The organism is Candidatus Pelagibacter sp. (assembly GCF_052049975.1).
GTDB lineage: Bacteria > Pseudomonadota > Alphaproteobacteria > Pelagibacterales > Pelagibacteraceae > Pelagibacter.
On sequence record NZ_JBNGYZ010000002.1, the window covers coordinates 458,474 to 483,536 of the forward strand.

General features: G+C 31.7%; 23 protein-coding genes. 8 read left to right on the top strand and 15 right to left on the bottom strand.

The window, feature by feature from the left end; translation table 11 throughout:
• The first annotated feature begins 89 nt into the window (after positions 1-89).
• From purE to ACTT9U_RS06240, 6 genes are read left to right on the top strand one after another with little or no spacing between them, the layout of a single operon-like run.
• On the top strand, positions 90-575 hold the full coding sequence (gene purE / locus ACTT9U_RS06215; protein ID WP_440932298.1) for a 5-(carboxyamino)imidazole ribonucleotide mutase: 486 nt from the start codon (positions 90-92) through the stop codon (positions 573-575).
• 5 nt (positions 576-580) lie between these two features.
• Positions 581-1,627, top strand: a complete 1,047-nt coding sequence (locus ACTT9U_RS06220) for a 5-(carboxyamino)imidazole ribonucleotide synthase (protein ID WP_440932299.1) — start codon at positions 581-583, stop codon at positions 1,625-1,627.
• Positions 1,627-2,091: a GNAT family N-acetyltransferase gene (locus ACTT9U_RS06225; protein ID WP_440932300.1), complete on the top strand. Its 465-nt coding sequence runs from the start codon at positions 1,627-1,629 to the stop codon at positions 2,089-2,091. Before ACTT9U_RS06220 ends, ACTT9U_RS06225 begins: the two co-directional genes overlap by 1 nt.
• A gap of 13 nt (positions 2,092-2,104) precedes the next feature.
• Entirely contained in the window at positions 2,105-2,851 is a 747-nt protein-coding gene (locus ACTT9U_RS06230; RefSeq protein ID WP_440932301.1) for an aspartate/glutamate racemase family protein, read from the top strand.
• Between the two features lie 3 nt (positions 2,852-2,854).
• Entirely contained in the window at positions 2,855-3,295 is a 441-nt protein-coding gene (locus tag ACTT9U_RS06235; RefSeq protein WP_440932302.1) for a hypothetical protein, read from the top strand.
• 2 nt (positions 3,296-3,297) lie between these two features.
• Positions 3,298-4,146 carry a DMT family transporter gene (locus ACTT9U_RS06240; RefSeq protein ID WP_440932303.1) on the top strand — a complete coding sequence of 283 codons (849 nt, stop codon included), beginning with the start codon at positions 3,298-3,300 and terminating at the stop codon, positions 4,144-4,146.
• Position 4,147: 1 nt separating this feature from the next.
• On the opposite strand, the gene ACTT9U_RS06245 is transcribed toward ACTT9U_RS06240, so the two are convergent.
• Genes ACTT9U_RS06245 through ACTT9U_RS06260 form a run of 4 tightly spaced genes read right to left on the bottom strand, consistent with a single transcriptional unit; the run spans position 4,148 to position 9,248 of the window.
• The gene (locus ACTT9U_RS06245) at positions 4,148-4,732 is read right to left on the bottom strand and encodes a sarcosine oxidase subunit gamma (protein WP_440932304.1); all 585 of its coding nucleotides are present in this window, start codon (positions 4,730-4,732) and stop codon (positions 4,148-4,150) included.
• Positions 4,729-7,725 carry a sarcosine oxidase subunit alpha family protein gene (locus tag ACTT9U_RS06250; protein ID WP_440932305.1) on the bottom strand — a complete coding sequence of 999 codons (2,997 nt, stop codon included), beginning with the start codon at positions 7,723-7,725 and terminating at the stop codon, positions 4,729-4,731. Before ACTT9U_RS06250 ends, ACTT9U_RS06245 begins: the two co-directional genes overlap by 4 nt.
• On the bottom strand, positions 7,722-7,991 hold the full coding sequence (locus tag ACTT9U_RS06255; protein ID WP_440932306.1) for a sarcosine oxidase subunit delta: 270 nt from the start codon (positions 7,989-7,991) through the stop codon (positions 7,722-7,724). Before ACTT9U_RS06255 ends, ACTT9U_RS06250 begins: the two co-directional genes overlap by 4 nt.
• Complete coding sequence (locus ACTT9U_RS06260; protein ID WP_440932307.1) at positions 7,992-9,248, bottom strand: sarcosine oxidase subunit beta family protein; 1,257 nt, start codon at positions 9,246-9,248, stop codon at positions 7,992-7,994.
• A 106-nt stretch (positions 9,249-9,354) separates the two neighbouring features.
• On the opposite strand from ACTT9U_RS06260, the gene ACTT9U_RS06265 reads away from it, so the two are divergent.
• The gene (locus ACTT9U_RS06265; RefSeq protein ID WP_440932308.1) at positions 9,355-11,034 is read left to right on the top strand and encodes a formate--tetrahydrofolate ligase; all 1,680 of its coding nucleotides are present in this window, start codon (positions 9,355-9,357) and stop codon (positions 11,032-11,034) included.
• On the opposite strand, the gene ACTT9U_RS06270 is transcribed toward ACTT9U_RS06265, so the two are convergent.
• Positions 11,031-11,813, bottom strand: a complete 783-nt coding sequence (locus ACTT9U_RS06270; RefSeq protein WP_440932309.1) for a type 1 glutamine amidotransferase — start codon at positions 11,811-11,813, stop codon at positions 11,031-11,033. The two genes, ACTT9U_RS06265 and ACTT9U_RS06270, sit on opposite strands and share 4 nt — an antisense overlap.
• Before the next feature lie 100 nt (positions 11,814-11,913).
• Between ACTT9U_RS06270 and ACTT9U_RS06275 the strand changes: the two genes are divergently transcribed.
• Entirely contained in the window at positions 11,914-13,245 is a 1,332-nt protein-coding gene (locus tag ACTT9U_RS06275; RefSeq protein WP_440932310.1) for an NAD(P)-binding domain-containing protein, read from the top strand.
• A gap of 5 nt (positions 13,246-13,250) precedes the next feature.
• Here ACTT9U_RS06275 and ACTT9U_RS06280 read toward each other — a convergent pair whose 3' ends face one another.
• The 10 genes from ACTT9U_RS06280 to ACTT9U_RS06325 all read right to left on the bottom strand — a co-directional run bounded on the left by ACTT9U_RS06280 (position 13,251) and on the right by ACTT9U_RS06325 (position 25,061).
• A complete protein-coding gene (locus ACTT9U_RS06280; RefSeq protein ID WP_440932311.1) occupies positions 13,251-14,282 on the bottom strand; it encodes a 2-dehydropantoate 2-reductase N-terminal domain-containing protein in 1,032 nt (343 codons plus the stop codon).
• A 6-nt stretch (positions 14,283-14,288) separates the two neighbouring features.
• Positions 14,289-14,555: a DUF2160 domain-containing protein gene (locus tag ACTT9U_RS06285; RefSeq protein WP_440932461.1), complete on the bottom strand. Its 267-nt coding sequence runs from the start codon at positions 14,553-14,555 to the stop codon at positions 14,289-14,291.
• A gap of 95 nt (positions 14,556-14,650) precedes the next feature.
• Complete coding sequence (locus tag ACTT9U_RS06290) at positions 14,651-15,451, bottom strand: carbohydrate ABC transporter permease (protein WP_440932312.1); 801 nt, start codon at positions 15,449-15,451, stop codon at positions 14,651-14,653.
• The gene (locus ACTT9U_RS06295; protein ID WP_014953515.1) at positions 15,448-16,314 is read right to left on the bottom strand and encodes a carbohydrate ABC transporter permease; all 867 of its coding nucleotides are present in this window, start codon (positions 16,312-16,314) and stop codon (positions 15,448-15,450) included. Before ACTT9U_RS06295 ends, ACTT9U_RS06290 begins: the two co-directional genes overlap by 4 nt.
• On the bottom strand, positions 16,314-17,381 hold the full coding sequence (locus tag ACTT9U_RS06300) for an ABC transporter ATP-binding protein (RefSeq protein WP_440932313.1): 1,068 nt from the start codon (positions 17,379-17,381) through the stop codon (positions 16,314-16,316). Before ACTT9U_RS06300 ends, ACTT9U_RS06295 begins: the two co-directional genes overlap by 1 nt.
• Complete coding sequence (locus ACTT9U_RS06305; protein WP_440932314.1) at positions 17,374-18,438, bottom strand: ABC transporter ATP-binding protein; 1,065 nt, start codon at positions 18,436-18,438, stop codon at positions 17,374-17,376. The genes ACTT9U_RS06300 and ACTT9U_RS06305 overlap by 8 nt, the downstream gene beginning before the upstream one ends.
• Positions 18,439-18,512: 74 nt before the next feature.
• On the bottom strand, positions 18,513-20,231 hold the full coding sequence (locus ACTT9U_RS06310; protein WP_440932315.1) for an ABC transporter substrate-binding protein: 1,719 nt from the start codon (positions 20,229-20,231) through the stop codon (positions 18,513-18,515).
• A 162-nt stretch (positions 20,232-20,393) separates the two neighbouring features.
• Positions 20,394-21,875: a glycerol kinase GlpK gene (gene glpK, locus ACTT9U_RS06315; protein WP_440932316.1), complete on the bottom strand. Its 1,482-nt coding sequence runs from the start codon at positions 21,873-21,875 to the stop codon at positions 20,394-20,396.
• Positions 21,875-24,028 (bottom strand): ABC transporter permease, encoded by a 2,154-nt coding sequence (locus ACTT9U_RS06320; protein WP_440932462.1) that lies wholly within the window; start codon positions 24,026-24,028, stop codon positions 21,875-21,877. Before ACTT9U_RS06320 ends, glpK begins: the two co-directional genes overlap by 1 nt.
• 10 nt (positions 24,029-24,038) lie before the next feature.
• Positions 24,039-25,061: a quaternary amine ABC transporter ATP-binding protein gene (locus ACTT9U_RS06325; protein WP_440932317.1), complete on the bottom strand. Its 1,023-nt coding sequence runs from the start codon at positions 25,059-25,061 to the stop codon at positions 24,039-24,041.
• Positions 25,062-25,063 lie beyond the last annotated feature (2 nt).

Sequence of the window (25,063 nt, forward strand, 5' to 3'; positions counted from 1 at the left end):
GATGTAAATAGTCTATCAATCTCATGTTCAATTTCTATAAATTTATTGAAATTTTACTTAGAGTTTGAAATAAAGATTTTAAAGTATCAATGAAGAAAAATAAAAAAGTATCAATAGTTATGGGTAGTCAATCTGACTACAAAACTATGAAATTAGCTGAAAATATATTGAAAAAAATTGGCGTATCTTTTGAAACTAAAATTATATCTGCACACAGAACTCCTGATAGAATGTATCAATTTGCTAAAAAAGCGGAAAAAAATGGCACTGGCGTGATAATTGCTGGCGCTGGTGGATCAGCGCACTTGCCAGGTATGATTGCAGCGATTACATCTTTACCAGTATTAGGTGTTCCAATTGAGAGTAAAAAATTAAAAGGACTAGATAGCCTGCTTTCAATCGCTCAAATGCCAAAAGGTATTCCGGTAGGTACATTAGCAATTGGTGAAGATGGGGCAATTAATGCAGCTTTATTATCAGCATCAATTTTAGCGAATGATGATGATAAAATTAGAAATAAATTGAAGTCTTGGAGAAAATCACAAACGAATAAAGTTAAGAAGAGACCCAAATAAGATAAATGTCAAATATTTCTTTAGGGATAATCGGTGGTGGACAGCTAGGTAGTATGTTGACTGTTGCTGCAAAAAAGTTTGACATAAAAGTTGTTGTATACTGTGATGATAAAGATGGGCCAGCACAAAATTTCTGTGATGAATATATTCATGCAGCTTATGATGATCAAAATAAAATAAATGAATTTGTTCAAAAAGTAGATCTAATTACATACGAGTTTGAAAATATTCCTTATCAAACTTTGAATGAAATGAATAATTCAAAACCTGTTTTACCCAAACCTTCTGTAAATAGAATTATACAGCACCGTATTGCAGAAAAAGATTTTGTTAATAAATTTAATATAAGAACAACAAGATATGCAATAGTTGAAAAAAAATCTGACTTAGAAGCTTTAGGAGATTTATTACCAGGAATTCTTAAAACCACTACCTTGGGGTATGATGGCAAAGGTCAATACCCAATTAAATCTCATGATGACATAGAAAAATTAAATATAGATTTTTCTAAAGAATATGTTTTAGAAAAACTAATTAAGTTAAAACAAGAGATTTCTGTTATTGTTACTAGGTTTGGTGTTAATAGTTATGAAGTATATGAGCCAATAGAAAATAAGCATGAAGATCAAATTTTGAAATATTCAGAAATACCAGCGAATATAAGTGAAAATATTTTAAATCAATCTAAAGAATGGGCCACATTGCTTGCTGAAGAATTGAAATATGTTGGGACAATGTGTGTAGAATTTTTTGTTGATAGAAATGACAATCTCTATTTAAATGAAATTGCACCTAGGGTACATAATTCTGGTCATTTAACAATTAATGCGTTCAATGTAAGTCAATTTGAAAATCATATAAGAGCAGTTTGTAAATTAGATAAAATCCCTCTTAAAAAATTATCAAATGCAAAAATGATTAATCTAATTGGTGAAGATATTCTACATTATAGACAGAACCCTAAACTTGAAAAAAATCAATTCTTTTTTGACTACTTGAAAAAAGAAGTTAAAAAGAAAAGAAAAATGGGTCACCTAACAACGCTTATATAATGATTAAATCGATTGAAGGAAATTTTGAAAATCCTGAAGTTAATGAATTGCTTATAAAACATTTCATAGAATTGAGGGCTGCATCTCCAGAAGGGAGTGCACATGTTTTGGATATTCCAGGTTTAAAAGATCCAACAATCAAATTTTGGAGCTTGTGGGAAAATGAAAATTTAATGGGGTGTGGTGCACTTAAATTTTTAGATAAAGAGCATGGTGAATTTAAATCAATAAGAGTTCACGATAAATTTAGAGGCCAAAATAATGGAATAAAAGTCATTAATCATCTTATTGAAGAGGCAAAAAAACTTAAAATTAAAAGATTAAGTATAGAAACTGGTGCTGGAAAATTTTTCTTACCAGCAAGGAAATTATTTGATAGATGTGGTTTTAAAGTTTGTGAGCCTTTTGCACATTACAAAGAAGATATTAATTCAATGTACTACACAAAACTTATTAATGAATAGGATTAATTAATTTATGATTGGTATTCTTGGTGGAATGGGAACTCAAGCAGGTCTTGATTTTTGTAATAAACTTGCAACTCAATATAGGGGTAAAATAGATCAAGATTACCCTCTTTTTTTTCTATACAATAAATCAAATATTCCTGGAAGACCTGAGTCTATAGGTAAAACTACTGGGACGCTTTCAAATAGATTTGAAAATCTTTCATCAAAAAGAAAATATGAAAAAGTTTTAAAAAGTTTGATTGATGGTTGTAAAAAATTAGAAAAAGCAAAATGCAAGTTCATTGTAATACCATGTAACACCGCACACTATTGGTATGATGATTTACAAAAAAAGATAAGAATACCAATTATAAATATGCCAAAAGAAGTTTTTAATCATACCAAAAAAACATGTAAAAAAAATTCAAAGATTGGTCTTCTTGCAACAGAGGGTACTTTAAAAACAAAAGTGTATGATAAAATTTTTAATAAAGATTATGAATTATGTTTTCCAACAAATAAACTTCAAAAACAAAGTGTAAACAAAGCTATTAAAGAAGTTAAAATGGGTAATGTAAAAAAAGCAGCTAATGTCATTCAATCATCAATAAAATATTTAATTAAGAATAAATGTAAAAAAATTATTTTAGGATGTACTGAACTTCCAATTGCAATTTTTGCTTTTAAATCAATCAAAACAGCAAAAACTTCAAAAATTTTTTTAGATCCAAATTTAATTTTAGCTACATCTGCTGTTAAAAAATATAAGAAGTAGAAAGTGAAAATTTCAAAAGAGAAACCGTATATTCTTTATGTTGCTGAACTAATTTATCTAAAAGTAGTTCAGATAAAAAAAGAAAACCCTGGAATAACTAATATTGATGCTGTTGATAGATTTATTGGATCTGAGTTTTATAAAGAAATTAGCAGTGGAAAATTTCATGATGATTGGTTTGAAGAATTAAAAAAAAACAATTTTGTAGATAAAAAAACAAAAAAGAAAATTCCCGAAGAAACAATCAGACTTTTAAATATTCAAAAAGATATGATGGTTAAACAATTAATCCAATTTTCTGGATTATATTATGCAAAAAGCCATTATCCTCTAGAAATATCTCAAAGAGCTTTTGATCATTTATGGAGAACTTGTGAAAGTTACGAATTATGGTGTAAAGAAACTAAACAAGAAAATTTGATCAAATTATATATGATTGACTGATAGTGATTAAAGTATTTCCATTTATATTTATCATTCTTTGGTCTTCTGCTTTTATAACAACAAAACCTCTTACCGATAATAGTGATCCATTCTCAGCTTTGGCATTTAGATTTTTTTTGGTTTCGTTAGGATTTGCTATTTATTCAATTTATACGAACCAGAAACTTTTAGTTAACAAAAGAAATATTTTTGAGTCATTGTTGAGTGGTGTTTTATTTCATGGTTTTTATCTAGGCGGTGTTTTTTATTCAGTATCAAAAGGAATGCCAACAGGCATAGCTGCTTTAATTGTTACTCTTCAACCAATACTAACAAATGCTTTAAGTGGACCTATTTTAAATGAAAAAGTAACTTTCAGACAATGGCTTGGAGTAATACTTGGTTTTATTGGATCAGCAATGGTTCTAGGTTTAGATATTGGCGCTGAAATCCCAATTTTAGGTTTAGTCGCAACAATTATAGCTTTATTAGCTATTACAACTTCAACGCTTTGGCAAAAAAAAATCAGTAACAATTTATCATTAGGGGTAAGTAATTTTTACCAAGCAGTTGGTGGTTTTTTATTTCACATTCTAATTATTATTTTATTTGCAGACCCTTTTATAAATTTTACTAAAACTTTTTTAATAGCAATGGCACATCAGGTTTTTCTTGTATCGTTTGGTGCTTTTACAATTTTGATGTTCTTAATAAAAAGAAATTCTGCAAGCAAAACTGTTTCTATATTTTTTTTAATTCCACCAACCTCAGCTTTGATGGCTTGGTTTTTTTTAGGAGAGAACTTAAGTAACTTAGATATAATTGGATTTCTAATTGCTACCGCTGGAGTGTATATTGCAACAAGAAAATAGATTAAACTGACTTATACCCAAACTCTAAACAAGCATCAGTTATAGAATGATGTAATGACTCCCCAAAGCTTCTCAATCCTGATATTCTAACTTTTTTTGGATTATCTGAGATAAAGTCTAATGTTACTGTAATTCCATTATAAACAGAATTCGCACAATCACCTTCTTTTAGAGAATTTATATCTAATGGACATCCTTTTTTTATTACTTCATCTACTAAATCACCCTCTATTTCTATAATTGTTCTTGAATGTGAGATATCAGTAATTGCAAAATGCTTATCATCAAATTGATCCTTTTCTTTTTGGATTAGATCTAAGCTAGATGAAAAAACTAACCAATTATCAGGTCCTAACCATAATATTCTTGTTTTTGAATTTGAGGATGATTGTAAAGATGATGGCAATTCAAGATTATCAATTTTAATTTTTGAAGTATCAAAATCAGAATTCCGATATTTTGCTATTTGGAATATTAATAGTTCGTTTATTTCCGAAACTTTTAATAAGTCTTTTTCATTTTTTCCTTCAAAATCTCCAAATTTACCTGATTTATGTACAAAATTAAGCGGTGAAACATTTGTCATGATCTAACTCTCTTTCCTTCGTGATCGACATAATGAGAAGATATAATTTCAACTTCAATTGCAGTGTTTTTTAATGGAGACACTGCAAATAATTTTTTACCAATCATATTTTTTCCATCTTTAACAATGGCTAATGAAAAAGGATTATTATTTTCAACGCTCCAACAAGAAGAAGATACATGACCTAGTTTTGGATTAGGCAATTTTGCATTTTTATCTACAACTAAGTGAGAGCCCTCTGGAATGCTTGATTTTTTATCTATTGGAATAAGCCCTACAATTTTTTGTCTATCGTTCGTATTAAAAGCTTCTTTTTGTAATGATCTTTTGCCAATAAAATCTTTTTTCTTGGATACTAATCCTTCTAAAGAAACATCGTATGGAATTGTTCTTCCATCTAATTCAGGTCCAGCTACGTGTCCCATTTCTATTCTTAAGGTTGATAATGCCTCTGTTCCATAAGGTTGAATATTAAATTCTTTTCCAACTTCCATCATTTTCTCCCACATGAAAAGACCATGATCAGAAGCAACATTTATTTCATAAGCTAATTCACCTGAGAAAGAAATTCTAAATATTTTTGCATTAACACCAAATAAATTTCCTTCAGTGTAACCCATGAAAGGTAGAGCTTCATTACTTACATCAAGATCGGGGAACAATTTTGCTAATACATCTCTTGAATTTGGTCCAGCTAATGCTGCTCCAGCCCATTGCTCAGTTGTTGAAATTACATTTACATTTAATTCTGGCCAAACAACTTGTAAATAATATTCTAAGTGAGATAATACGTTAGCTGCTTGAGCAGTTGTTGTAGTCATATGATAATGGTTTTCTGAAATTCTTGTTGTTGTTCCATCATCCATTACAATTCCATCTTCTCTTAACATTACTCCATATCTAGCTTTACCAATTGGTAATTTTAACCATGCATTAGTGTAAACCCTATTCAAAAATTCAGCAGCATCCGGTCCCTTAATATCTATTTTTCCAAGCGTTGTTACATCACAAATACCAACATGTTCTCTTACATTTTTTGCTTCTCTTTTAGATGCTTCAAATAAAGTTTCATTTCCTTGCTTGTAATATCTAGGTCTTTTCCATGCTCCTGCATCAACAAACACAGCATTATTTTTTTCATGCCAAGTGTGCATTGGAGTTTTTCTTGTAGGCATGTATTCCATATCAACTTCTCTGCCAACAATTGTGCCAATAGTAATAGGGGTAAATGGTGGTCTAAAAGTTGTATGCCCGACCTGTGGAACAATTTTTTTCTCAACATTTGCAACTAACTGAAGACCATTTAAATTACTTGTTCGACCTTGATCAGTTGCCATACCTAATGTTGTATATCTTTTTACATGTTCTATTGATCTGTAACCCTCTCTTAAAGCAACTTCAATATCAGAGACAGCAACATCGTTTTGAAAATCTACAAATCTTTTATAATTTTTTCCTTCAGGTAAAGGTGAACACCAAAATTTATCGTGAGCATTTTTCTTAGGTTCATTTGAGTTTGGAGTAGGCATTGAAATATCATTATTTGTTATATTTTTTGAGACTTCAAATCCAGTTTTAAAACCTTCGTCTAAAGTTTTTTGTAAAGTAAAAGTACCTTTTGATGCACCAATAGAAGTTTCATTTTGTTTTGATTTATCTGGAACAAACGCATCAATTTGATCATTAAACTTAAGTTTATTTCCTGATTGAGAAGCCAAATGCACAGTCGGTGTCCAAAAACCAGAAACACAAATACAATCACATTCAATGGTCTCGGATGACTCAATTCCAGTTTTATCTTTATTAAGTCTACCAATTTGAGCTGATTTTACTTTTTTATAACCATTTGCAGCTATTACAGCATATGAAAATTTTATTTTTATATTTTGATTTTTTGCAGCATCTATTAATTCAGATGATTGCTCTTCTCTTGTATCTAAAATAATTGGCTCAACACCCTGTTTTTTAAATTCTAATGCGGTTTCGTAAGCACTATCATTGTTAGTAAATATTAAAGGTTTTTTTCCAACTAGAACACCATAGACTTTAATATATTCTTTAGCTGCTGCAGATAAAAATACTCCAGGTGTATCATTATTTCCAAAAACTATAGGTCTTTCAATTGACCCTGTTGATAACAAAACTTCTTTTGCTCGTATGTACCATAATCTTTGTCTTGGGGTATATTTGGGTTTTTCTTTTAAATGATCACCTGTTCTTTCAAACATCACCATCATATTGTGATCATAGTATCCAAAAACTTGAGATCTATTTTTTACAATCACATTTGGCATTTCTTTTAACTCAGTAATGATTTTATCAGTCCATGCCTTTCCAGATAAATTATCAATTGTAACATCGTCTGTTAAAAGTGATCCACCAAATCTTGGTTTGTCTTCTGCTAAGATTACTTTTGCACCATTTTTTGCTGCAGCATATGCACTTGATAATCCAGCTGGACCTGATCCAGTAACTAACAAATCACAATATTCATATTTATGTTCATATCTTTCTTTATCTTTTTCAATTGACGCAACACCTAAACCTGCTGCTTTTCTTATAAAAGGTTCATATATTTTGTACCAAAAGCTTTTTGGCCACATAAATGTTTTGTAATAAAAACCAGCTGGAAAAAATTTATTTAGAAAATTGTTTATTGCTCCAACATCAAATTCAACTGATGGCCAGCAGTTTTGACTTGTAGCCTCTATACCATCTACTAGTTCAATTTCTGTTGCATTGACATTTGGTTCTGAGTGACCATTTAATTGAATTTGTAATTTTGCATTAGGTTCATCAACACCTGCACCAAAAAAACCTCTAGGTCTATGATATTTAAAACTTCTACCAACTAAATGAACGCCATTAGCTAATAAGGCTGAAGCTAAAGTATCCCCTTCATAACCAATATATTTTTTCCCATTAAAAGAAAAAGTTATTTCTTTATTTCTGTTAATAAGACCTTCGTTATTTAAACGGTGTGATTGGCTCATTTTATTTCTTCATTCATTTTTGCAGTTTGAAAAATTTCATGTGTAACAGTATCTCTTTGAACCTTAAACCATTGTCTACAACCAGCTATGTGATGCCATAACTCAATATGTTTGCCTCTTGGACTTTTTCTCAAATAAACAAACTCATTCCATTTTTCATCAGATACTTCCTGATTTAATTCAGGTCTTTTTACAGTTCCGTCACCTCCATAAGCAAATTCCTTATGACCTCTCATTCCGCAATATGGACATTTAATATTTAACATTTATGAAATCCAAGTTTTTGTTCCGAGACCTTTTTCGTCTAACAAATAACCCTTATCAAACCTACCTAGACTTAGCTCAGAATTTAATTCGTGTATTCTATCTTGAGCGATTGTGTGTGCAAAAGTCCAACCAGACGCTGGAACAGATTTGAAACCTCCATAGCACCAACCACAATTTAAATACAAACCATCTATGTGAGTTTTGTCAATAATTGGGGAACCGTCCATAGACATATCCATGATACCGCCCCATGTTCTGAGCATTTTTAATCTACTTAAAAAAGGAAATAAAGCTATACCTCCAGTTAAAACATGTTGGATTGTAGGTAAGTTTCCTTTTTGAGCGTAACTGTTATAACCATCTAAGTCACCACCCATGACCATTTCACCTTTATCTGATTGACTTATATAAAAGTGACCTGCACCAAAAGTTACTACCCCATCTAAAATAGGTTTTACTGGTTCTGAAACACATGCTTGTAATAAGTGTGTTTCAATGGGTAAAGTAATATTAAGTTGTTCAGCTAAAACATTAGAACTTCCAGCAACACAAAGTCCAATTTTTTTTGTTTTTATATTTCCTCTGCTAGTTCTAACACCTTTGATTTTTCCATTTGCTACATCAAATCCTGTCACTTCACAATTTTGAATTATATCAACTCCCATAGAGTCAGCCTGTCTTGCATATCCCCAAGCAACAGCATCATGTCTTGCGGTTCCTGCACTTGGTTGTGCAAGACCACCAAAAATTGGATACCTTACATCTTCTGAAAAATCAGCCATAGGTATCATTTTTTTTATTTGCTCTCTATTTAGTAATTCGGCGTCAATTCCATTCAATCTCATTGAGTTACCTCTTCTTGCATAAGCATTCATTTGTGCATCTGAGTGAGCTAAATTAACTATACCTCTTGGAGAAAACATAACGTTAAAATTTAATTCCTGACTCATATTTCTCCATAAATCCATTCCAAATTCATTAAATCTCGCATTAGCATCGTACATAAAATTTGATCTAATGATTGTTGTGTTACGGCCAATGTTTCCTCCACCGATCCAACCTTTTTCAATTATAGCAACTTTTGTAATGTTATGTTCTTTTGCTAAGTAATATGCTGTTGCCAAACCATGGCCTCCACCACCAATTATTACTACATCGTATTCTTCTTTTGGCTCAGGATCTTTCCAAGCTAAATCCCAGTTTTGATGATTTGAAAAAGCATTTTTAACAAGACTAAAAATTGAATATTTTTGCATTCGATGATTTTAGCGAAAAATATCTAAACTTTTCTTATTATTTTTTATATATATTTTTTAGAAGTTTAAAACTAATTAAAATTGAATAGAAAGTCGAAATTATTTTATGCCAAAATCAGATATAGAAATAGCACGAGAAGCAAAGATGCAACCTATCAAGGAGATCCTTGATAAAATAAATGTACCTGATGAGCCTGAAGCATTTAGCCCAATGGGCAGACATATTGCAAAAATAAATCTTGAGTATCTTGATAAGTTAAAAACCAATAAAGACGGAAAACTTATTCTAGTTACAGCTATTACTCCTACTCCAGCTGGAGAAGGTAAAACAACTACATCTGTAGGTTTAAATGATGGATTAAACAAAATTGGAAAAAAATCTATAGTGTGTTTAAGAGAGCCAAGCTTAGGTCCTTCATTTGGAATGAAAGGAGGAGCAGCTGGAGGTGGTTATGCTCAAGTTGTTCCTATGGAACAAATAAATTTACATTTTACTGGTGATTTTCACGCAATTACATCTGCTCACAATCTTCTTTCTGCATTAATCGATAACCATATTTACTGGGGCAATAAATTAAATATTGATGTCAGAAGAGTTACTTGGAAGAGAGTAATGGATATGAATGATAGAGCCCTTAGAGCTATCAACATTAATTTAGGCGGAGTTGCTAATGGATTTCCAAGAGAAGATGGTTTCGATATAACGGTTGCTTCTGAAATAATGGCTATATTCTGTTTAGCTAATGACCTAGAAGACTTAGAAAATAGAATTGGAAATATTACTATTGGTTACACTAGAGAAAGAAAACCAATTTTCGCTAAAGACTTAAATGCTCAAGGTGCGATGACGGTATTATTAAAAGACGCAATCAGACCAAATGTAACTCAAACTTTAGAAAATAATCCTGCAATTATTCATGGTGGACCATTCGCAAATATTGCTCATGGTTGTAACTCTGTAATTGCTACTAAAGCTGGACTTAAGTTGGCTGACTATGTTGTTACAGAAGCAGGATTTGGTGCAGATTTAGGTGCAGAAAAATTCTTAGATATTAAATGTAGAAAATCGGGTTTGAAACCTAGCTGTGTTGTGATTGTTGCAACAATAAGAGCTTTAAAGATGCACGGTGGTTTATCAAAAGATGAATTAAAAAATGAAAATGTTGATGCACTAAAAAAAGGTTTAGTTAATTTAGAAAGACACGTTGAAAATGTGAAAAAATTTGGACTACCTGTTGCTGTTGCAGTAAATCATTTTATAGCAGATACAGAAAATGAGGTTAATGAATTATTGGCATCATGTAAAAAAATGGGTGTTGAAGCAAAACTGTGTACTCATTGGGCAAACGGTGGTGAGGGTACAAAAGAGCTAGCTTCCCATGTTGTTGAACTAATAGATAAAGGTGAAGCGAATTTCAAATTTCTTTACGAAGATAAAACACCATTATTTAAAAAAGTAGAAACAGTAGCAAAAGAAATTTATAGAGCGAGTGAAGTTACTGCTGATACTAAAATAAGAGACCAATTAAAGTCTTTTGAGGAGCAAGGTTACGGAAATCTACCAATATGTGTTGCAAAAACACAGTATAGTTTTTCAACAGATCCTAATTTAAAAGGAGCTCCATCAGGTCATGTTTTGCCAATTCGAGAGGTAAGACTTTCATCTGGTGCAGAGTTTATAGTAGTGATTTGTGGAGCAATAATGACAATGCCTGGCCTACCAAGAGTTCCTGCTGCAGATGCGATTAAGCTAAATGATAAAGGTCAGATCGAAGGTTTATTTTAATTAATAAAATTTAACCAATTTCTTAGTTCCATCATTGTTTTATCTTTATCAGAGATTGCAATCTCTTTTTTAATAAAATCAATATGAGTATCAATATCCTCTAAAGACTCAAACGCTTTACGAGTCTCAACAAGTTTTTCTTTTCTAAATTCAATAAGGCTTATCATTTTTTCATAAGTAATTTCAGGATGATATTGAAGCCCCCAAACTTTGGTTTCATTAATCTCAAAATATAAACTTTGAACATTGTTTATTTTATTTGAAGCTAAACAAACTCCATTATCAGGAATTTTAACTACCTCATCAAAATTAAATGCTGGTGTGTTAAAAATTTTATCTTTATCTTTATACAAAGGATGGCTTAATCCCTTATCATTAATTTTTACTTCGTTTGCTATACCGATATTTGAATTGTCAGCTTTTTTTACTTCACCGCCTGCTGCAGTGACTGCTACTTGCATTCCCCAACATATAGCTAAAATTTTTTTAACTTTTTTTTGACATTCTCGCATAAATTCGATTTGTCTTCTTATTTCAGGAGTATCATTATAAATATTTAAACTACTGCCTCCCCATATTAAACCATCGTAAGAAGAAAGTTTTTTTATTACAGGTTCAATATTTTTATCAGATGAAGGGTTTACAACATCAAAATTTAAATCATTTGTGAAATAAGCTAGACTGTCTTTTAGACTTTGAGTGTGAGTTTGTATTCCAACTTTTGAAAAGCTGTCATTTTCTTCTCTTAGATTGCCCTCAACAATCAGAATTTTTTTCATAAACTAAGATCCTTAGTCGCACTCATGATAAAAATAATCTATTGATAATATTATCCTTTTTAGATTATGATTATCTATTAAGAAAAGGGAGAGAAAAATTATGACAAAAGTCGCATTAATAGGTGCAGGCCCATGTGGTCTATCATTTCTAAGAGCTATAGAACAAGCTGAAAAAAAAGGTGAAAAAGTTCCCGAAGTAGTTTGCTTTGAAAAGCAAGAGGATTGGGGAGGTTTATGGAATTATAGTTGGAGAACAGGTTCAGATCAATATGGTGATCCAGTTCCAAACAGCATGTATAGATATTTATGGTCTAATGGTCCAAAAGAATGTTTAGAATTTGCTGATTACTCTTTTGATGAACATTTTGGTCGTACTATTCCTTCTTTTCCACCAAGAGAAGTTTTATACGATTATATCGTAGGAAGAGTAAAAAAAGGTAAATCTAAAGACAAAATAAAGTTTAATACTAGAGTTGCAAACATTGAATTTAAAAATGATAAGTTCGATGTAAGTTATCAAGACAAAGTTAATAATGAGATGTCTAAAGAAACATTTGATTATGTAGTTGTTTCATCTGGTCATTTCTCTGTTCCTTTTATCCCTGAGTATAAAGGAATGAATTCTTTTCCTGGAAGAATAATGCATTCTCACGATTTTAGAGACGCTGAAGAGTTTAGAGGCAAAGATGTAATTGTTCTTGGTAGCAGTTATTCTGCAGAAGATGTTGCTCTTCAGTGTAATAAATATGGTGCGAAAAGTGTAACTATTGGCTACAGGCATAATCCAATGGGTTTCAAATGGCCTAAAGGAATGAAAGAGGTTCACTATCTAGATAGACTTGAAGGCAAAAAAGCTATTTTTAAAGATGGAACTGAGCAAAATGCTGATGCTATAATTTTATGTACTGGTTATCTTCATCACTTTCCATTCATTGATGAAAGTTTGAAATTAAAAACTCATAACAGATTATATCCACCAAAATTATACAAAGGTGTAGTCTGGCAGGATAATCACAAGATGATGTATCTTGGAATGCAAGATCAATTTCACACATTTAATATGTTTGATTGCCAAGCCTGGTTTGCAAGAGATGTTATCATGGGCAAAATTAAAATGCCTGACTCTAAAGAAATTGAGTCTGATATTAATAAATGGGTTGGTATGGAAGAAAAACTTGAAAACCCAGATCAGATGATTGACTTTCAAACTGAGTATACAAAAGAGTTACATAATATGTCTGATTATCCAAAAATTGATTTTGAATTGATCAGAACACATTTCAAAGAATGGGAACATCATAAAGTGGAAGATATAATGACTTACAGAAATAAGTCATTCTCTTCACCAGTAACAGGATCTGTTGCACCAGTTCATCATACACCGTGGGAAACTGCGATGGATGATTCTATGAAGACTTTTTTGGATCAGTAATTTATTTACTTCCAATCAATTTTGAGTTTTTCATTGTTACAAATGCATTCAATCATGCTTAGTAACAATGGAAACTCTTTTTTATCAAATTCCTTTAATATTTTTGGGCCAATCGCAAAAGCTAAATCAGCTCCTTCAACTGTAATCTCTTTCATAAATTTATCTTTAGCATCTTTAAAAGTATGTCCTTTTCCAAGATAAAATCCCATTTTGCTATTTCTTCCACCAGCTGAGCTTACGTGCAAATCTCCTAAACCAGCTAACCCATAAGCTGTATCCGGCTTACCATTAAGTTTTTTTGTAAGATTTTTCATTTCTGAAATCGCTTTATAAACTAAAGAGGCAGCAGTGTTTAAATAATACTTGTTTTTTATTTCATCTTTTTGATCTTCGCTACTTAAACCCTCTGAAGCTCCAATTAACATTGAGTATATATTTTTTGTTGCAGCACATACCTCAACACCCATAAGATCATCTGAGTATTCTGTTGAATAATATTTTGTTGATATCATTGAACCAATTTTTTTTACAATGTCTAAATCTTCATTAGCTAAAACTACACTGCTATTTATTCTATTTGCTAAACCACTTGCCAAACATGGTCCACCTACTGCTGAAATTTTTGCAGCTTTAATATTTTTTTCTTCTAAAATTTTATTTAGTTTTTCAGCTAAAGTTTCAAATTTATTCTCAATCACAGCCAAACCTTTTGTAAGTAAAAGAATATTTGTAGAATGATTATAAAATTTAGATAGTTCTTCTCCAATCCACTCTATCCCTTTTGAGCTCACACCTACTACTAATAAATCAATATCTTTTTTAATTTCGTCATTAAATTCAGAAAACTTCAATACTTTAATTGAAGTAGGAAGTTGACATTTTAAAACTGGATGAAAATTTTTATTAGAATTAATTTCTTCAATTACTTTATCTTCTAAAAATGAACCAACTAAATAAACTTCATTAGAATTGTCTGCACATGGGACTGCAAAAGCTGATCCCATTGCACCTGCACCTATAATTACTATCTTGCTCATGAATTTTTAAACGTATCTAAATACAAATATTGCAAAAATAAATGATAAAATAGTAGCGATCCAAAGCATTGGTCCAATTATACCTAACCAACCTAAATGAATATAAGCCGAACTTAAAAGAGAAATAAACAGTCTGTCTCCTCTTGTAGTGTCTAACCCTAAAATTCCTTTTCTAGGACTTCCACCAGGTTTTTTCTTTTCCCATAAAATCATTATTACAAAACATAAGATTATGAATAAAAAAAATGCTGCAGTCTGCCAAGTCCAAGCCATCCAGGTGATGAATTCAAAATCAAAAAAACCTTTTTTTTGAGTTTCTGCAACAGAGCCCCAAGTATTAGTTTCGGCTGCAAATGAATTAGTAAAAATCATACCCTACCTAATGCAAACCCTTTCGCAATGTAGTTTCTAACAAAATAAATTACTATAGCACCTGGAACTATTGTTAAACTACCAGCGGCAGCTAGTAATCCAAGTTCATATCCTGATGTGCTGGCGGTTCTAGTCATAGTTGCCGCGATTGGTTTTGCAGCGACTGCTGTTAAAGTTTTAGCAAGTAAAAGTTCAACCCATGAAAACATGAAACAGAAAAACATTGTAATTCCTATTCCTGCAGTAATTGTTGGTATAAATATTTTAAAGAAAAATTTAGTAAATGAATAACCATCAACATAAGCTGTTTCATCTAATTCTTTTGGCACTGCTGACATAAACCCCTCTAAAATCCAAACGGCTAGAGGAATATTAAATAAACAATGCGATAAGGCTACAGCCACGTGTGTATCAAACAAGTTTACTGAAGAATAAAACTGAAAGAATGGTAACGCAAATACTGCTGGTGGTGCCATTCTATTTGTAAGCAACCAGAAAAATAAATGTTTATCACCTAAAAATTTATATCTTGAAAAAGCATAAGCGGCTGGCAAAGCGGCTGCAACAGAAATAACAGTATTTAAAACTACATAATAAATTGAATTTAAATACCCAGTATACCAAGTGCTATCTGTAAATATTTTTTTATAGTTTTCTAAAGTAAATTCTTGAGGCCACAATGTATATGTATTTATTATTTCAGTAGTTGTCTTAAAAGACATGTTCAATAACCAATAGATTGGCAACATTAAAAAAATTATATAAATAGTAGGTACTAACCACTTAACTTTTTTCATGATTGACTCTCATTTTTCATCATTAAATTATAAAAAACCCAACAAACTGTAAGAACAATAAAAAAATATATTAATGACATTGCAGCTGCTGGCCCTAAATCAAATTGTCCTAACGCCATCTTCACTAAGTCGATAGATAAGAAAGCCGTAGCATTTCCTGGTCCTCCGCCAGTTAAAACGAAAGGTTCAGTATAAATCATAAAACTGTCCATGAACCTGAGAAGGATTGCGATAGTTAAGACTTTTTTCATCTTTGGTAATTCTATGTGTCTAAATACAGCCCATCTTGTTGCACCATCTATTTCAGCTGCTTGATAATAAGCAGGTTGAATAGATCTCAATCCTGCATACGAAAGTAAAACAACCAATGAAGTCCAATGCCAAACATCCATTAAAATAGTAGTGAACCAAGCATCACCACTTTGTTGTGTAAAATTATAATCAAAACCCATTGCGTTTAATGAATGACCTAAAAAACCAATATCTGGTAGCGCAAAAATATTCCACATTGCTCCAACTACATTCCAAGGAATTAATAGTGGCATAGACATTAAAACTAGACAAATGGGAACTCCAATTCCTTCTTTTGGCATGTTTAATGCTATAAAAATTCCCAAAGGTATCTGTATAACTAAAATGATTAATGTGAATAGAACTTGTCTACCTAATGCAGCATGAAATCTTTCAGAAACCAAAATTTGTTTAAACCATCTTGTTCCCTCCCACATAAATACATTGTTTCCAAAAGTTTCCTGAAAAGCATAATTGACAACAGTCATCAAAGGAATGATTGCATTAAATGCAACCAGAACAAAAACAGGTATTACAAAGAACCAAGCTTTTTGATTTACTGTTTTATTCATTAATCTACTATCCAGTTGTCCCCATACACATAAGTGTATTCTTTTTTAAATGTTAAGAAAGCTGAGCCTTCAGGTATATTTTCTGAAGCTTTAGTAATTAATTTTATTTTTCCACTATCGCTTTCAGTTTCTATTATTTTATTTTTTCCAGTGTTGCTAACATTAAGGATTTTGACTGGTAGACCTTCCTTATTGAAGGAAATAAACTCAGGTCTCACACCAACTTCCATTTTTGAAAAATTAGAATTATTTATTTTTGAATTTGAAGTCTCAATTTTTGTGCCATTTATAGCTACTAAACCTTTACTGATTTCACATGGAAGAATATTCATTCCTGGAGAGCCTATAAAATGACCAACAAATGTATGTTTAGGTTTTTCAAACAATTCTACAGGTGTTCCTGTTTGAACTATTTGACCTTCATGCATAACAACTACTTGATCAGCAAAAGTTAAGGCTTCCGTTTGGTCGTGAGTTACGTAAATCATAGTTCTCTTTATTTTTTGATGAAGTTCTTTAAGTTTTGATCGTAATACCCACTTCAAATGAGGGTCAATAACAGTTAATGGTTCATCAAACATAATAACATTTACATCCGATCTAACTAATCCTCTTCCTAGTGATATTTTTTGTTTTCCATCAGCTGTTAGGCCTGAGGCTCTATTTTGTAATGTTGAAGTAAGTTCTAACATTTCAGCAATTTCATTAACTTTTCTAGTTATTTCTTCTTCTGGAATTTTTCTGTTTCTTAATGGAAAAGCTAAATTTTCAAAAACGGTCATCGTGTCATAAATTACTGGAAACTGAAATATTTGAGCTATGTTTCTCTCAACAGGATTTTTTTCTGTAATATCTTCGTCATTAAATAAAATTTTTCCTTGAGTTGGAATTATTAATCCTGAAATAATATTAAGTAATGTTGTCTTTCCACATCCGGAAGGTCCAAGTAAAGCATATGCTCCTCCATCCTCCCAATCAATATTTACATTTCTAATTGCCCAATCTTCTTCTTTACTTTGAGATTGTAAATAACTATGGCTTAATTCATTTAGGGTTATTTTAGACATTTCCTACCAATCTATTATTGCTGTCGAAATATAAAAATTCATCAGCATTCATGAAAAGTTTTGTATTTTCTCCTACATCTTTTTTATGAATTCCCTCTGACAATGATACCCAATTTAAATCTCCATTGTTAAAATGAATCATGCTTTCAGATCCACTCAGTTCTGAAATGATTACCTTTCCATTTATTTCTATAGAATTATCTCCTTCTTTATATGTGGTGATATTATGAGGTCTAATTCCAACTTTATAATTTCCATCTTTTAGATTTAGATTTGTTTTCCAGCTAACTTTATCTGATAACAATGAACATGTTTCTCCTTTTTTGCTTATATCTGCAATGTTCATAGGTGGATCGCTAAATACTTTTGCTGAATCTAAATTATTTGGTTTATTGTACACATCTAAAGTTTTGCCATGTTGGATTACTCTTCCCTCTAAGAGTGTTGCAGTGTAACCACCGATCAATAAGGCGTCCGATGGTTCTGTAGTTGCATAAACCACTATACAATCTCTATCTTTAAATAATTTTGGTAATTCTTCTCTTAACTCTTCTCTTAGTTTAAAATCTAAATTAGCTAAAGGTTCATCTAGCAAAATTAAATCTGAGTCTTTTACTAAAGCTCTAGCTAATGCTGTTCTTTGTTGTTGGCCTCCAGATAATTCCATTGGTTTTTTAGTCAACATTGGAGTAAGTTTTAATAAGTCCGCAACTTTGCCAACTCTTTGATCTATCTCACTTTTTTCTATACCAATAATTTTTAATGGTGATGCAATGTTTTCGTAAACTGTAAAATTTGGATAGTTTATAAACTGCTGATAAACCATCGAAACATTTCTTTTTTGAACTTTTACACCAGTTACATTATTGTCATTAAACCAAATCTCTCCTGATGTTGGCTTGTCTAAACCAGCCATTATTTGCATCAAAGTTGTTTTTCCAGCTAAAGTGGAACCTAATAAAACATTGATAGTATTTTTTTTGAATTTTAAATCTGTATTGTAAATATAAGTTTCTTCACCTACTTTTTTTTCAATACCTTTTAATTCTAAACTCATATAAAAAATTTTGTGATTAAAACAAAGAGGGGTTTTCACCCCTCTTTGATATAGATTTTATTTACAAAATAAAATTAGTTCCAAGCTTTTTCGTAAGGAACAGTTTTACCTTGTGGTTTCTCATCACGCTTAGCTTTTGGTGATCCTGGTTGACCTAACCAATAATCTGCACCTTTTGGTTCAGATAATCTTGGACCACATCCACCATATGTGTTGTTAGCTTTATCCGCAGCTTCCATACGTGACATTACTAAGTTCATCTCTTCTGCAAGACGATCCATAGCCTCTTGTGGAGTAAACGCACCTGAGTTAACATCTCCAATTTGTTGCCACCAGATTTGTGCTAATTTCGGATAATCCGGAACGTTAACACCAGTTGGTGACCACAATACTCTGTTAGGAGATCTGTAGAATTCTACTAATCCACCTAACTTAGGAGCTCTCTCAGTAAAAGATTTATGATTAATGTCACTATCTCTAATGATTGTTAAACCTACGTGGCTTTTCTTTAATGATACAGTTTTTGATACAACGAACTGAGCATATAACCATGCAGCTTTTCTTCTCTCCACTGGAGTAGACTTAAATAAAGTCCATGATCCAGCATCTTGATAACCAAGCTTCATACCTTCATCCCAGTAAGGTCCTTTTGGTGATGGACCCATTCTCCATAAAGGATTTCCATTGTCATCAACTGTTTTATTTCCAGAACTTTTAGGCGCTACCATTGATGCAGTAAACGCTGTGTACCAGAAAATTTGTTGAGCAACGTTTCCAGATGATAATGCAGGTAATGACTGATAGAAGTCCATACTTGCGGCACCTGGAGGAGCATAAGCTCTTAACCACTCATCCCATTTTCTAATTGCGTATACAGCAGCAGGACCATTTGCAGCTCCACCTCTAGCTACGTCAGCACCAACTGGGTTACAAGTACCTTGTTCCATTCTTATACCCCACTCGTCTACTGGCACACCATTAGGTTTTCCAACTGAACCTGCTCCAGCCATTGATAACCAAGCATCAGTCATTCTCCAACCTAAGTCCGGAGCTCTTTTACCATAGTCCATGTGACCATAAACTCTAACGCCATCAATTTCTTTAACATCATTAGTAAAATATTCAGCTATGTCTTCATAAGCTGACCAGTTAACTGGTACACCTAAATCATAACCATATTTTGCTTTGAATCCTTTTTTGATGTCTGCTCTATCAAACCAATCTTTTCTAAACCAATAAAGGTTAGCAAATTGCTGGTCTGGTAATTGATATAATTTTCCGTCTGGACCAGTTGTAAATGATTTACCAATAAAATCATCAATATCTAAAGTTGGTAAAGTAACAGCTTTACCTTCTCCAGCCATCCAGTCAGTCAAATTTACAGCTAGCTGTAATCTTGAGTGAGTACCAATTAAGTCAGAGTCATTAATGTAGGCATCGTATAAATTTCTGCCTGTTTGCATTTGTGTTTGTACAGCTTGTACAACTTCACCTTCTCCTAAAAGTTGGTGATTGACTTTAATACCTGTAATTTCCTCAAATGCTTTTGTCAGTGTTTTAGACTCATACTCGTGAGTTGGAATCGTTTCAGAAAGTACATTGATTTCCATTCCTTTGAATGGTTTTGCAGCTTTTTGAAACCACTTTAGTTCTTTAATTCTTTCTTTTTCAGAAAGAGTAGAAAGACTAAACTCACCAGTTGCATACTTCTTAACTGCGTCTGCATAAGAAGATGTTGCTAGTAATGAGAATGAAACAACAAAAGCTAGGAAAGTTTTGATATTTTTAAACATTTATTTTCTCCCTTGTTGTTTTTTGAATTCAAAGACTAACAAAGAAATGTATTTAATGTAAAGATGGTAATTTTGTAATTTTAACATTTGTTAAATTTGTTAACAAAAAAAATATTGAGAAATTTGATATATATTAATTAATTTTATACTACCTGAAGTTGTTTATGTTATTAAACTTCTTTTGATAGCTTTTTCCCAACCAGTGATAAGTGTTTTTCTTTTTGAATTTTTCATTTTGGGAGAAAATTTTTTATCTAAAGCCCAGTTTTTAGAAATATCTTTTAAAGATTTGTAAACACCAATTTTTAAACCAGCCATAAATGCAGCACCTAATGCGGTTGTTTCGTCAACTTTTGGTCTTAAAACTTTTACATTAACTACGTCACTCAAAAATTGAGAAAACCAATTATTCTTTACCATACCACCATCAACTCTTACTAGTTTAGGTCTAAGACCATCATTTTTCATTGCTTCAAATAAATCATAAGTTTGATAAGCAACAGACTCTACTGTTGCTCTAACAATTTCATTTACACCGGTATCTCTTGTTAGGCCACTTAATACACCTCTGGATTTTGCATTCCAATAGGGCGTTCCTAATCCAGTAAATGCCGGAACTAGATAAATTCCACTGTTAGAGTTTAATTTTTTAATTAATTTTTCTGTATCAGATGCTTTTTTTATAAAATTAATTTTATCTCTTAACCATTGCACTCCTGCACCTGCAATAAATATTGAACCTTCAAGGGCATAAGTAGTTTTCCCATTCAATCTATATCCAATAGTAGTTAACAATTTATTTTTTGAATAAATTATTTTATTACCAGTGTTTAAAAGTAGAAAAGCGCCAGTACCATATGTGCTTTTTAAAGAACCAGGTTCAAAACAACATTGGCCTACTGTTGCTGATTGTTGGTCTCCTATCATTCCTGTTATTGAATATGATGCACCTGTTATCTTCGGATCTGTGTGCCCAAAATCATCAGAACAATCTTTTACCTCAGGCAATATATGCTCAGGTATTTTAAGCATGTCTAAAATCTGTTTATCCCACTTATTGTTTGTAATATTAAATAACATCGTTCTGCTAGCATTAGAAGCGTCCGTGAAATGATTTGTGCCTCCCGTTAATCTCCATAATAAAAAACAATCTATGGTTCCAAACAATAATCTTTTTTGTTTAATTAATTCTTTTGCCTTTGGAACATTATCAATTATCCACTTAATTTTGGTTGCAGAAAAATACGCATCTATTAGTAATCCTGTTTTGTTATAAATGATTGTTTCTTTTTTTTGTTTTATAAGTTTATTGCAATAATCGACCGCTCTTCTATCTTGCCAAACAATTGCATTATAAACTGGTTTACCAGTGTGTTTATCCCAAAGAATTGTAGTTTCTCTTTGATTGGTAATTCCTATTGTTAAGATTTTACCTTTTAATTTTTTACTTTTGTTTATTACATCTTTCAAAACTTTTTTAGTAGTTGACCAAATTTCCTCTGGGTTGTGTTCAACCCATCCATCTTTTGGAAAGTATTGAGTAAATTCCATTTGAGAGACAAATTTTGGTTTACCTCTCAAATCGAATAAAATTGCCCTACTCGATGTTGTTCCTTGATCTATAGAAATTATAAATTTTTGCATTAATCTATCCCAAGATTTTTCTTTTTTTGTTCAACCCAAGTTCTTATTAAGTTGTCAAAAATTAAACCAATAAATGCAACACAAATTCCAAGCGTTAAACCTTTTCCTCCACCTTGCTTGTCCGATAGTGCTTTTAAAATATATTGACCTAAATCTTCAGTTCCAATGAATGCACCAATGATTACCATGAATAAAGCAAACACAATGGTTTGATTTAAACCTAACATGATGTGTGGAAAAGCTAATGGAAATTCAATTTTTGTTAATCTTTGAAATTTAGTTACACCTGACATTGTTGCTGCATCATGTAAAGCAGGTGAAACTCCTCTTAATCCTTCGATTGTATATCTTGTTGCTGGTATCGTTGCATAAACTATAACCGCAATTAAAACTGATGTGTCTGTTATTCCAAATAACATCATAACTGGAATTAAATATACAAAAGATGGAAACGTTTGAAAAATATCACAGACACCCAACATAAAATTTGTAGAATGTTTATTTTGAACACAAATAGTACCAACAATTAACCCTATTATCATTGATACAACTACTCCAAAAGTCGCCATATAAGTGGTAACTAAAGCTCTATCCCACCATGGACTAAAAGCTATAAATAATGTCAAACCACCAACAACCATTGCAGATCTTATTCCACCAATAATGTAACCAGCGCCTACAACTAAAACTAAAGTTGCAACAGCTGGCATTCTTAAAAAGAGCGCTCTCATTGGCTGTAACACTTCTGTTATCAGCCATGTATTAAAAGCTTTTATGTAAACAAAAAAAGTTTCAAAAATCCAATCTACACCTTTGTTCCAAAATGCGGCTGTTGAAATACCTTTGTTATGTGGAATTTCATATAAATAATTAAAAGTATCTTTAAAAATTAGAGTTCCAGAATATGCAAGTATTGATCCAAGGATTACAGCTCCAATAAAAAATAAAGAGTTTTTATACTTTTGATAAAAAGTTAAATTTCCAAAATAATCTTCTTGTTTGTTTGCCCAAGCTAATGACATTTTGTCCAGAAGAATTGCAATTAAACTAATACACAACCCTGCTTCTAAAGCTAAACCAATATTAAGTTGATTAAGAGCTAATAATAAATTCCAACCTAAACCTTTCGCACCAATAAAAGCTGCAATAACCGCCATTGAAAAACAAACCATAATCACTTGGTTAACACCTATAAGAATATCTCTTCTAGCTGTTGGTATTAAAACTTTAGTCATTAGTTGGAAATTTGTACATCCACTCATTTTGCCTGCTTCAATTACTTCCGGCGGAACTGCTCTCAGTCCGAGTAGTGTTAAAAGTATCATAGGTGGTATTGCAACAACCATTGTGATTATAACTGCAGCATGATCCCCGATCCCAAATAACACCATAGCAGGAACTAAGACTGCATATTGAGGCATTGTTTGCATAACTAAAAGAATTGGATAAAGAGCTTTTTCTACTCTTTTACTTTTGAAGGCCATAATTCCTAATGTTATTCCAAAAATAAAAGATAATGGTACAGCAACTAAAATAAACGACAAAGTCTGCATTGATGGTTTCCACTGACCAAAAATTGAAATGTAGATCATTGTAAAAGCAGCAAAGATAGCTAATCCTTTACCACTTAACTTGTAACATAAAATCGTAACACCAGCTGCAACGATAGTCCAAGGTAAACCGGGTAGCTCTGCCCAAGGATTTGCGTCTATCCAGTCCCAACTAGTAAAAGAAACTATTGTCTCAACACCTCCTAATAAAAACTCTCTAAATAATTCAATTAAGAATGTCATGAAAGAAGTTATATTTCTTGTGATTTGAAGAACTAGAGGACGAGTTTTGTATTCTTGAGTATCTTCATTCCAAAACTCCATCGGCATCCATTCCTCAAGGAGAAAAAATAATCCATCATTGATCCAGATTGGCAACCATCCTAGTAAAGGGGGTAATCGCCAAAAATTATCAAAAGCATAATATCTTACTTCTTTTCCAAGAAAGAAATATACACTTTGGTTTGGATCTTTAACAAATTCTGCTTGGCCTCTAATAAATTTATAAGTTTCAGGAACATCAATTGCAAAACATAAACCAAAAAAAACTGCCAGTAAAAACAACCATTGAAAAGTTTTTGGATGTTTTTTTAATAGCTCCATAAAATTTAGTTTATTTTTTTCCTCCAAAAACAGTATCAATTATTTTAGAGGGTTTAATTGAACCAATGATTTTGTTATTTTCGTCTGTAACTCCTACAATACTTTCTTGAGTTAAAATTTTTTCTGCAACATCCTCTATAATATCATTTTTTGAAACCTTAATGCTTCCTAAATTATCAGTATTTTGTTTATCCATCACATCTTCTATTTTTAAAACTTTTTCTCTTGGTACTTCTTCTGTAAATTTTCTAACATATTCAGTAGCAGGATTTAAAACTATGTTTGCTGGTGTATCTAATTGTTCAATTATGCCATCTTTCATAATTGCAATTCTATCTGCAAGTTTTAAAGCTTCATCAAAATCATGTGTAATAAACATAATTGTTTTTTGAAGTTTTTCTTGAAGTCTTAAAAATTCATCTTGCATTTCTTTTCTGATAAGAGGGTCTAATGCTGAAAAAGGTTCATCAAGAAACCATATATCAGGCTCTACTGCTAGTGATCTTGCAATTCCAACTCTTTGTTGCTGGCCACCAGAGAGTTCTCTTGGAAAGTAATTTTCTCGACCCTCAAGACCAACTAATTTCGCCATGTCTAATGCTTTATTAATACTTTCTTCAGTTTTAATACCTTTGATCTGAAGAGGAAAAGCAATGTTTTCAATAACTGTTTTGTGAGGTAACAGAGCAAAACTTTGAAATACCATACCCATCTTATTTCGTCTCAATTCAATTAAATCTTTATCTTTTAAAGATAATAAATCCTGTCCTTCTATAAAAACTTTTCCAGATGTAGCATCAGTTAATCTTGAAATGCATCTTAATAAAGTAGATTTACCTGAACCTGATAAACCCATAACAACTAACATTTCACCTTTTGCAACCTCAAAGGAGGCGTTGTTAACACCAACTATACATCCATTTTCTTGAAAAGTTTTTGCATCTACATTGCCATCAGCTTTTTCAAGCATCTCTTTGGCATTAGCACCAAAAATTTTGTATACACCTTCACATTTTATTACTGCTTCAGACATAA

Excerpts from the sequence above, each read along its gene's own strand:
- purE (WP_440932298.1), top strand. The coding sequence starts at position 90 with ATGAAGAAAAATAAAAAAGTATCAATAGTTATGGGTAGTCAATCTGAC.
- ACTT9U_RS06220 (WP_440932299.1), top strand. The coding sequence starts at position 581 with ATGTCAAATATTTCTTTAGGGATAATCGGTGGTGGACAGCTAGGTAGT.
- ACTT9U_RS06225 (WP_440932300.1), top strand. The coding sequence starts at position 1,627 with ATGATTAAATCGATTGAAGGAAATTTTGAAAATCCTGAAGTTAATGAA.
- ACTT9U_RS06230 (WP_440932301.1), top strand. The coding sequence starts at position 2,105 with ATGATTGGTATTCTTGGTGGAATGGGAACTCAAGCAGGTCTTGATTTT.
- ACTT9U_RS06245 (WP_440932304.1), bottom strand. The coding sequence starts at position 4,732 with ATGACAAATGTTTCACCGCTTAATTTTGTACATAAATCAGGTAAATTT.
- ACTT9U_RS06250 (WP_440932305.1), bottom strand. The coding sequence starts at position 7,725 with ATGAGCCAATCACACCGTTTAAATAACGAAGGTCTTATTAACAGAAAT.
- ACTT9U_RS06255 (WP_440932306.1), bottom strand. The coding sequence starts at position 7,991 with ATGTTAAATATTAAATGTCCATATTGCGGAATGAGAGGTCATAAGGAA.
- ACTT9U_RS06260 (WP_440932307.1), bottom strand. The coding sequence starts at position 9,248 with ATGCAAAAATATTCAATTTTTAGTCTTGTTAAAAATGCTTTTTCAAAT.
- ACTT9U_RS06265 (WP_440932308.1), top strand. The coding sequence starts at position 9,355 with ATGCCAAAATCAGATATAGAAATAGCACGAGAAGCAAAGATGCAACCT.
- ACTT9U_RS06270 (WP_440932309.1), bottom strand. The coding sequence starts at position 11,813 with ATGAAAAAAATTCTGATTGTTGAGGGCAATCTAAGAGAAGAAAATGAC.
- ACTT9U_RS06275 (WP_440932310.1), top strand. The coding sequence starts at position 11,914 with ATGACAAAAGTCGCATTAATAGGTGCAGGCCCATGTGGTCTATCATTT.
- ACTT9U_RS06280 (WP_440932311.1), bottom strand. The coding sequence starts at position 14,282 with ATGAGCAAGATAGTAATTATAGGTGCAGGTGCAATGGGATCAGCTTTT.
- ACTT9U_RS06285 (WP_440932461.1), bottom strand. The coding sequence starts at position 14,555 with ATGGCTTGGACTTGGCAGACTGCAGCATTTTTTTTATTCATAATCTTA.
- ACTT9U_RS06290 (WP_440932312.1), bottom strand. The coding sequence starts at position 15,451 with ATGAAAAAAGTTAAGTGGTTAGTACCTACTATTTATATAATTTTTTTA.
- ACTT9U_RS06295 (WP_014953515.1), bottom strand. The coding sequence starts at position 16,314 with ATGAATAAAACAGTAAATCAAAAAGCTTGGTTCTTTGTAATACCTGTT.
- ACTT9U_RS06300 (WP_440932313.1), bottom strand. The coding sequence starts at position 17,381 with ATGTCTAAAATAACCCTAAATGAATTAAGCCATAGTTATTTACAATCT.
- ACTT9U_RS06305 (WP_440932314.1), bottom strand. The coding sequence starts at position 18,438 with ATGAGTTTAGAATTAAAAGGTATTGAAAAAAAAGTAGGTGAAGAAACT.
- ACTT9U_RS06310 (WP_440932315.1), bottom strand. The coding sequence starts at position 20,231 with ATGTTTAAAAATATCAAAACTTTCCTAGCTTTTGTTGTTTCATTCTCA.
- glpK (WP_440932316.1), bottom strand. The coding sequence starts at position 21,875 with ATGCAAAAATTTATAATTTCTATAGATCAAGGAACAACATCGAGTAGG.
- ACTT9U_RS06320 (WP_440932462.1), bottom strand. The coding sequence starts at position 24,028 with ATGGAGCTATTAAAAAAACATCCAAAAACTTTTCAATGGTTGTTTTTA.
- ACTT9U_RS06325 (WP_440932317.1), bottom strand. The coding sequence starts at position 25,061 with ATGTCTGAAGCAGTAATAAAATGTGAAGGTGTATACAAAATTTTTGGT.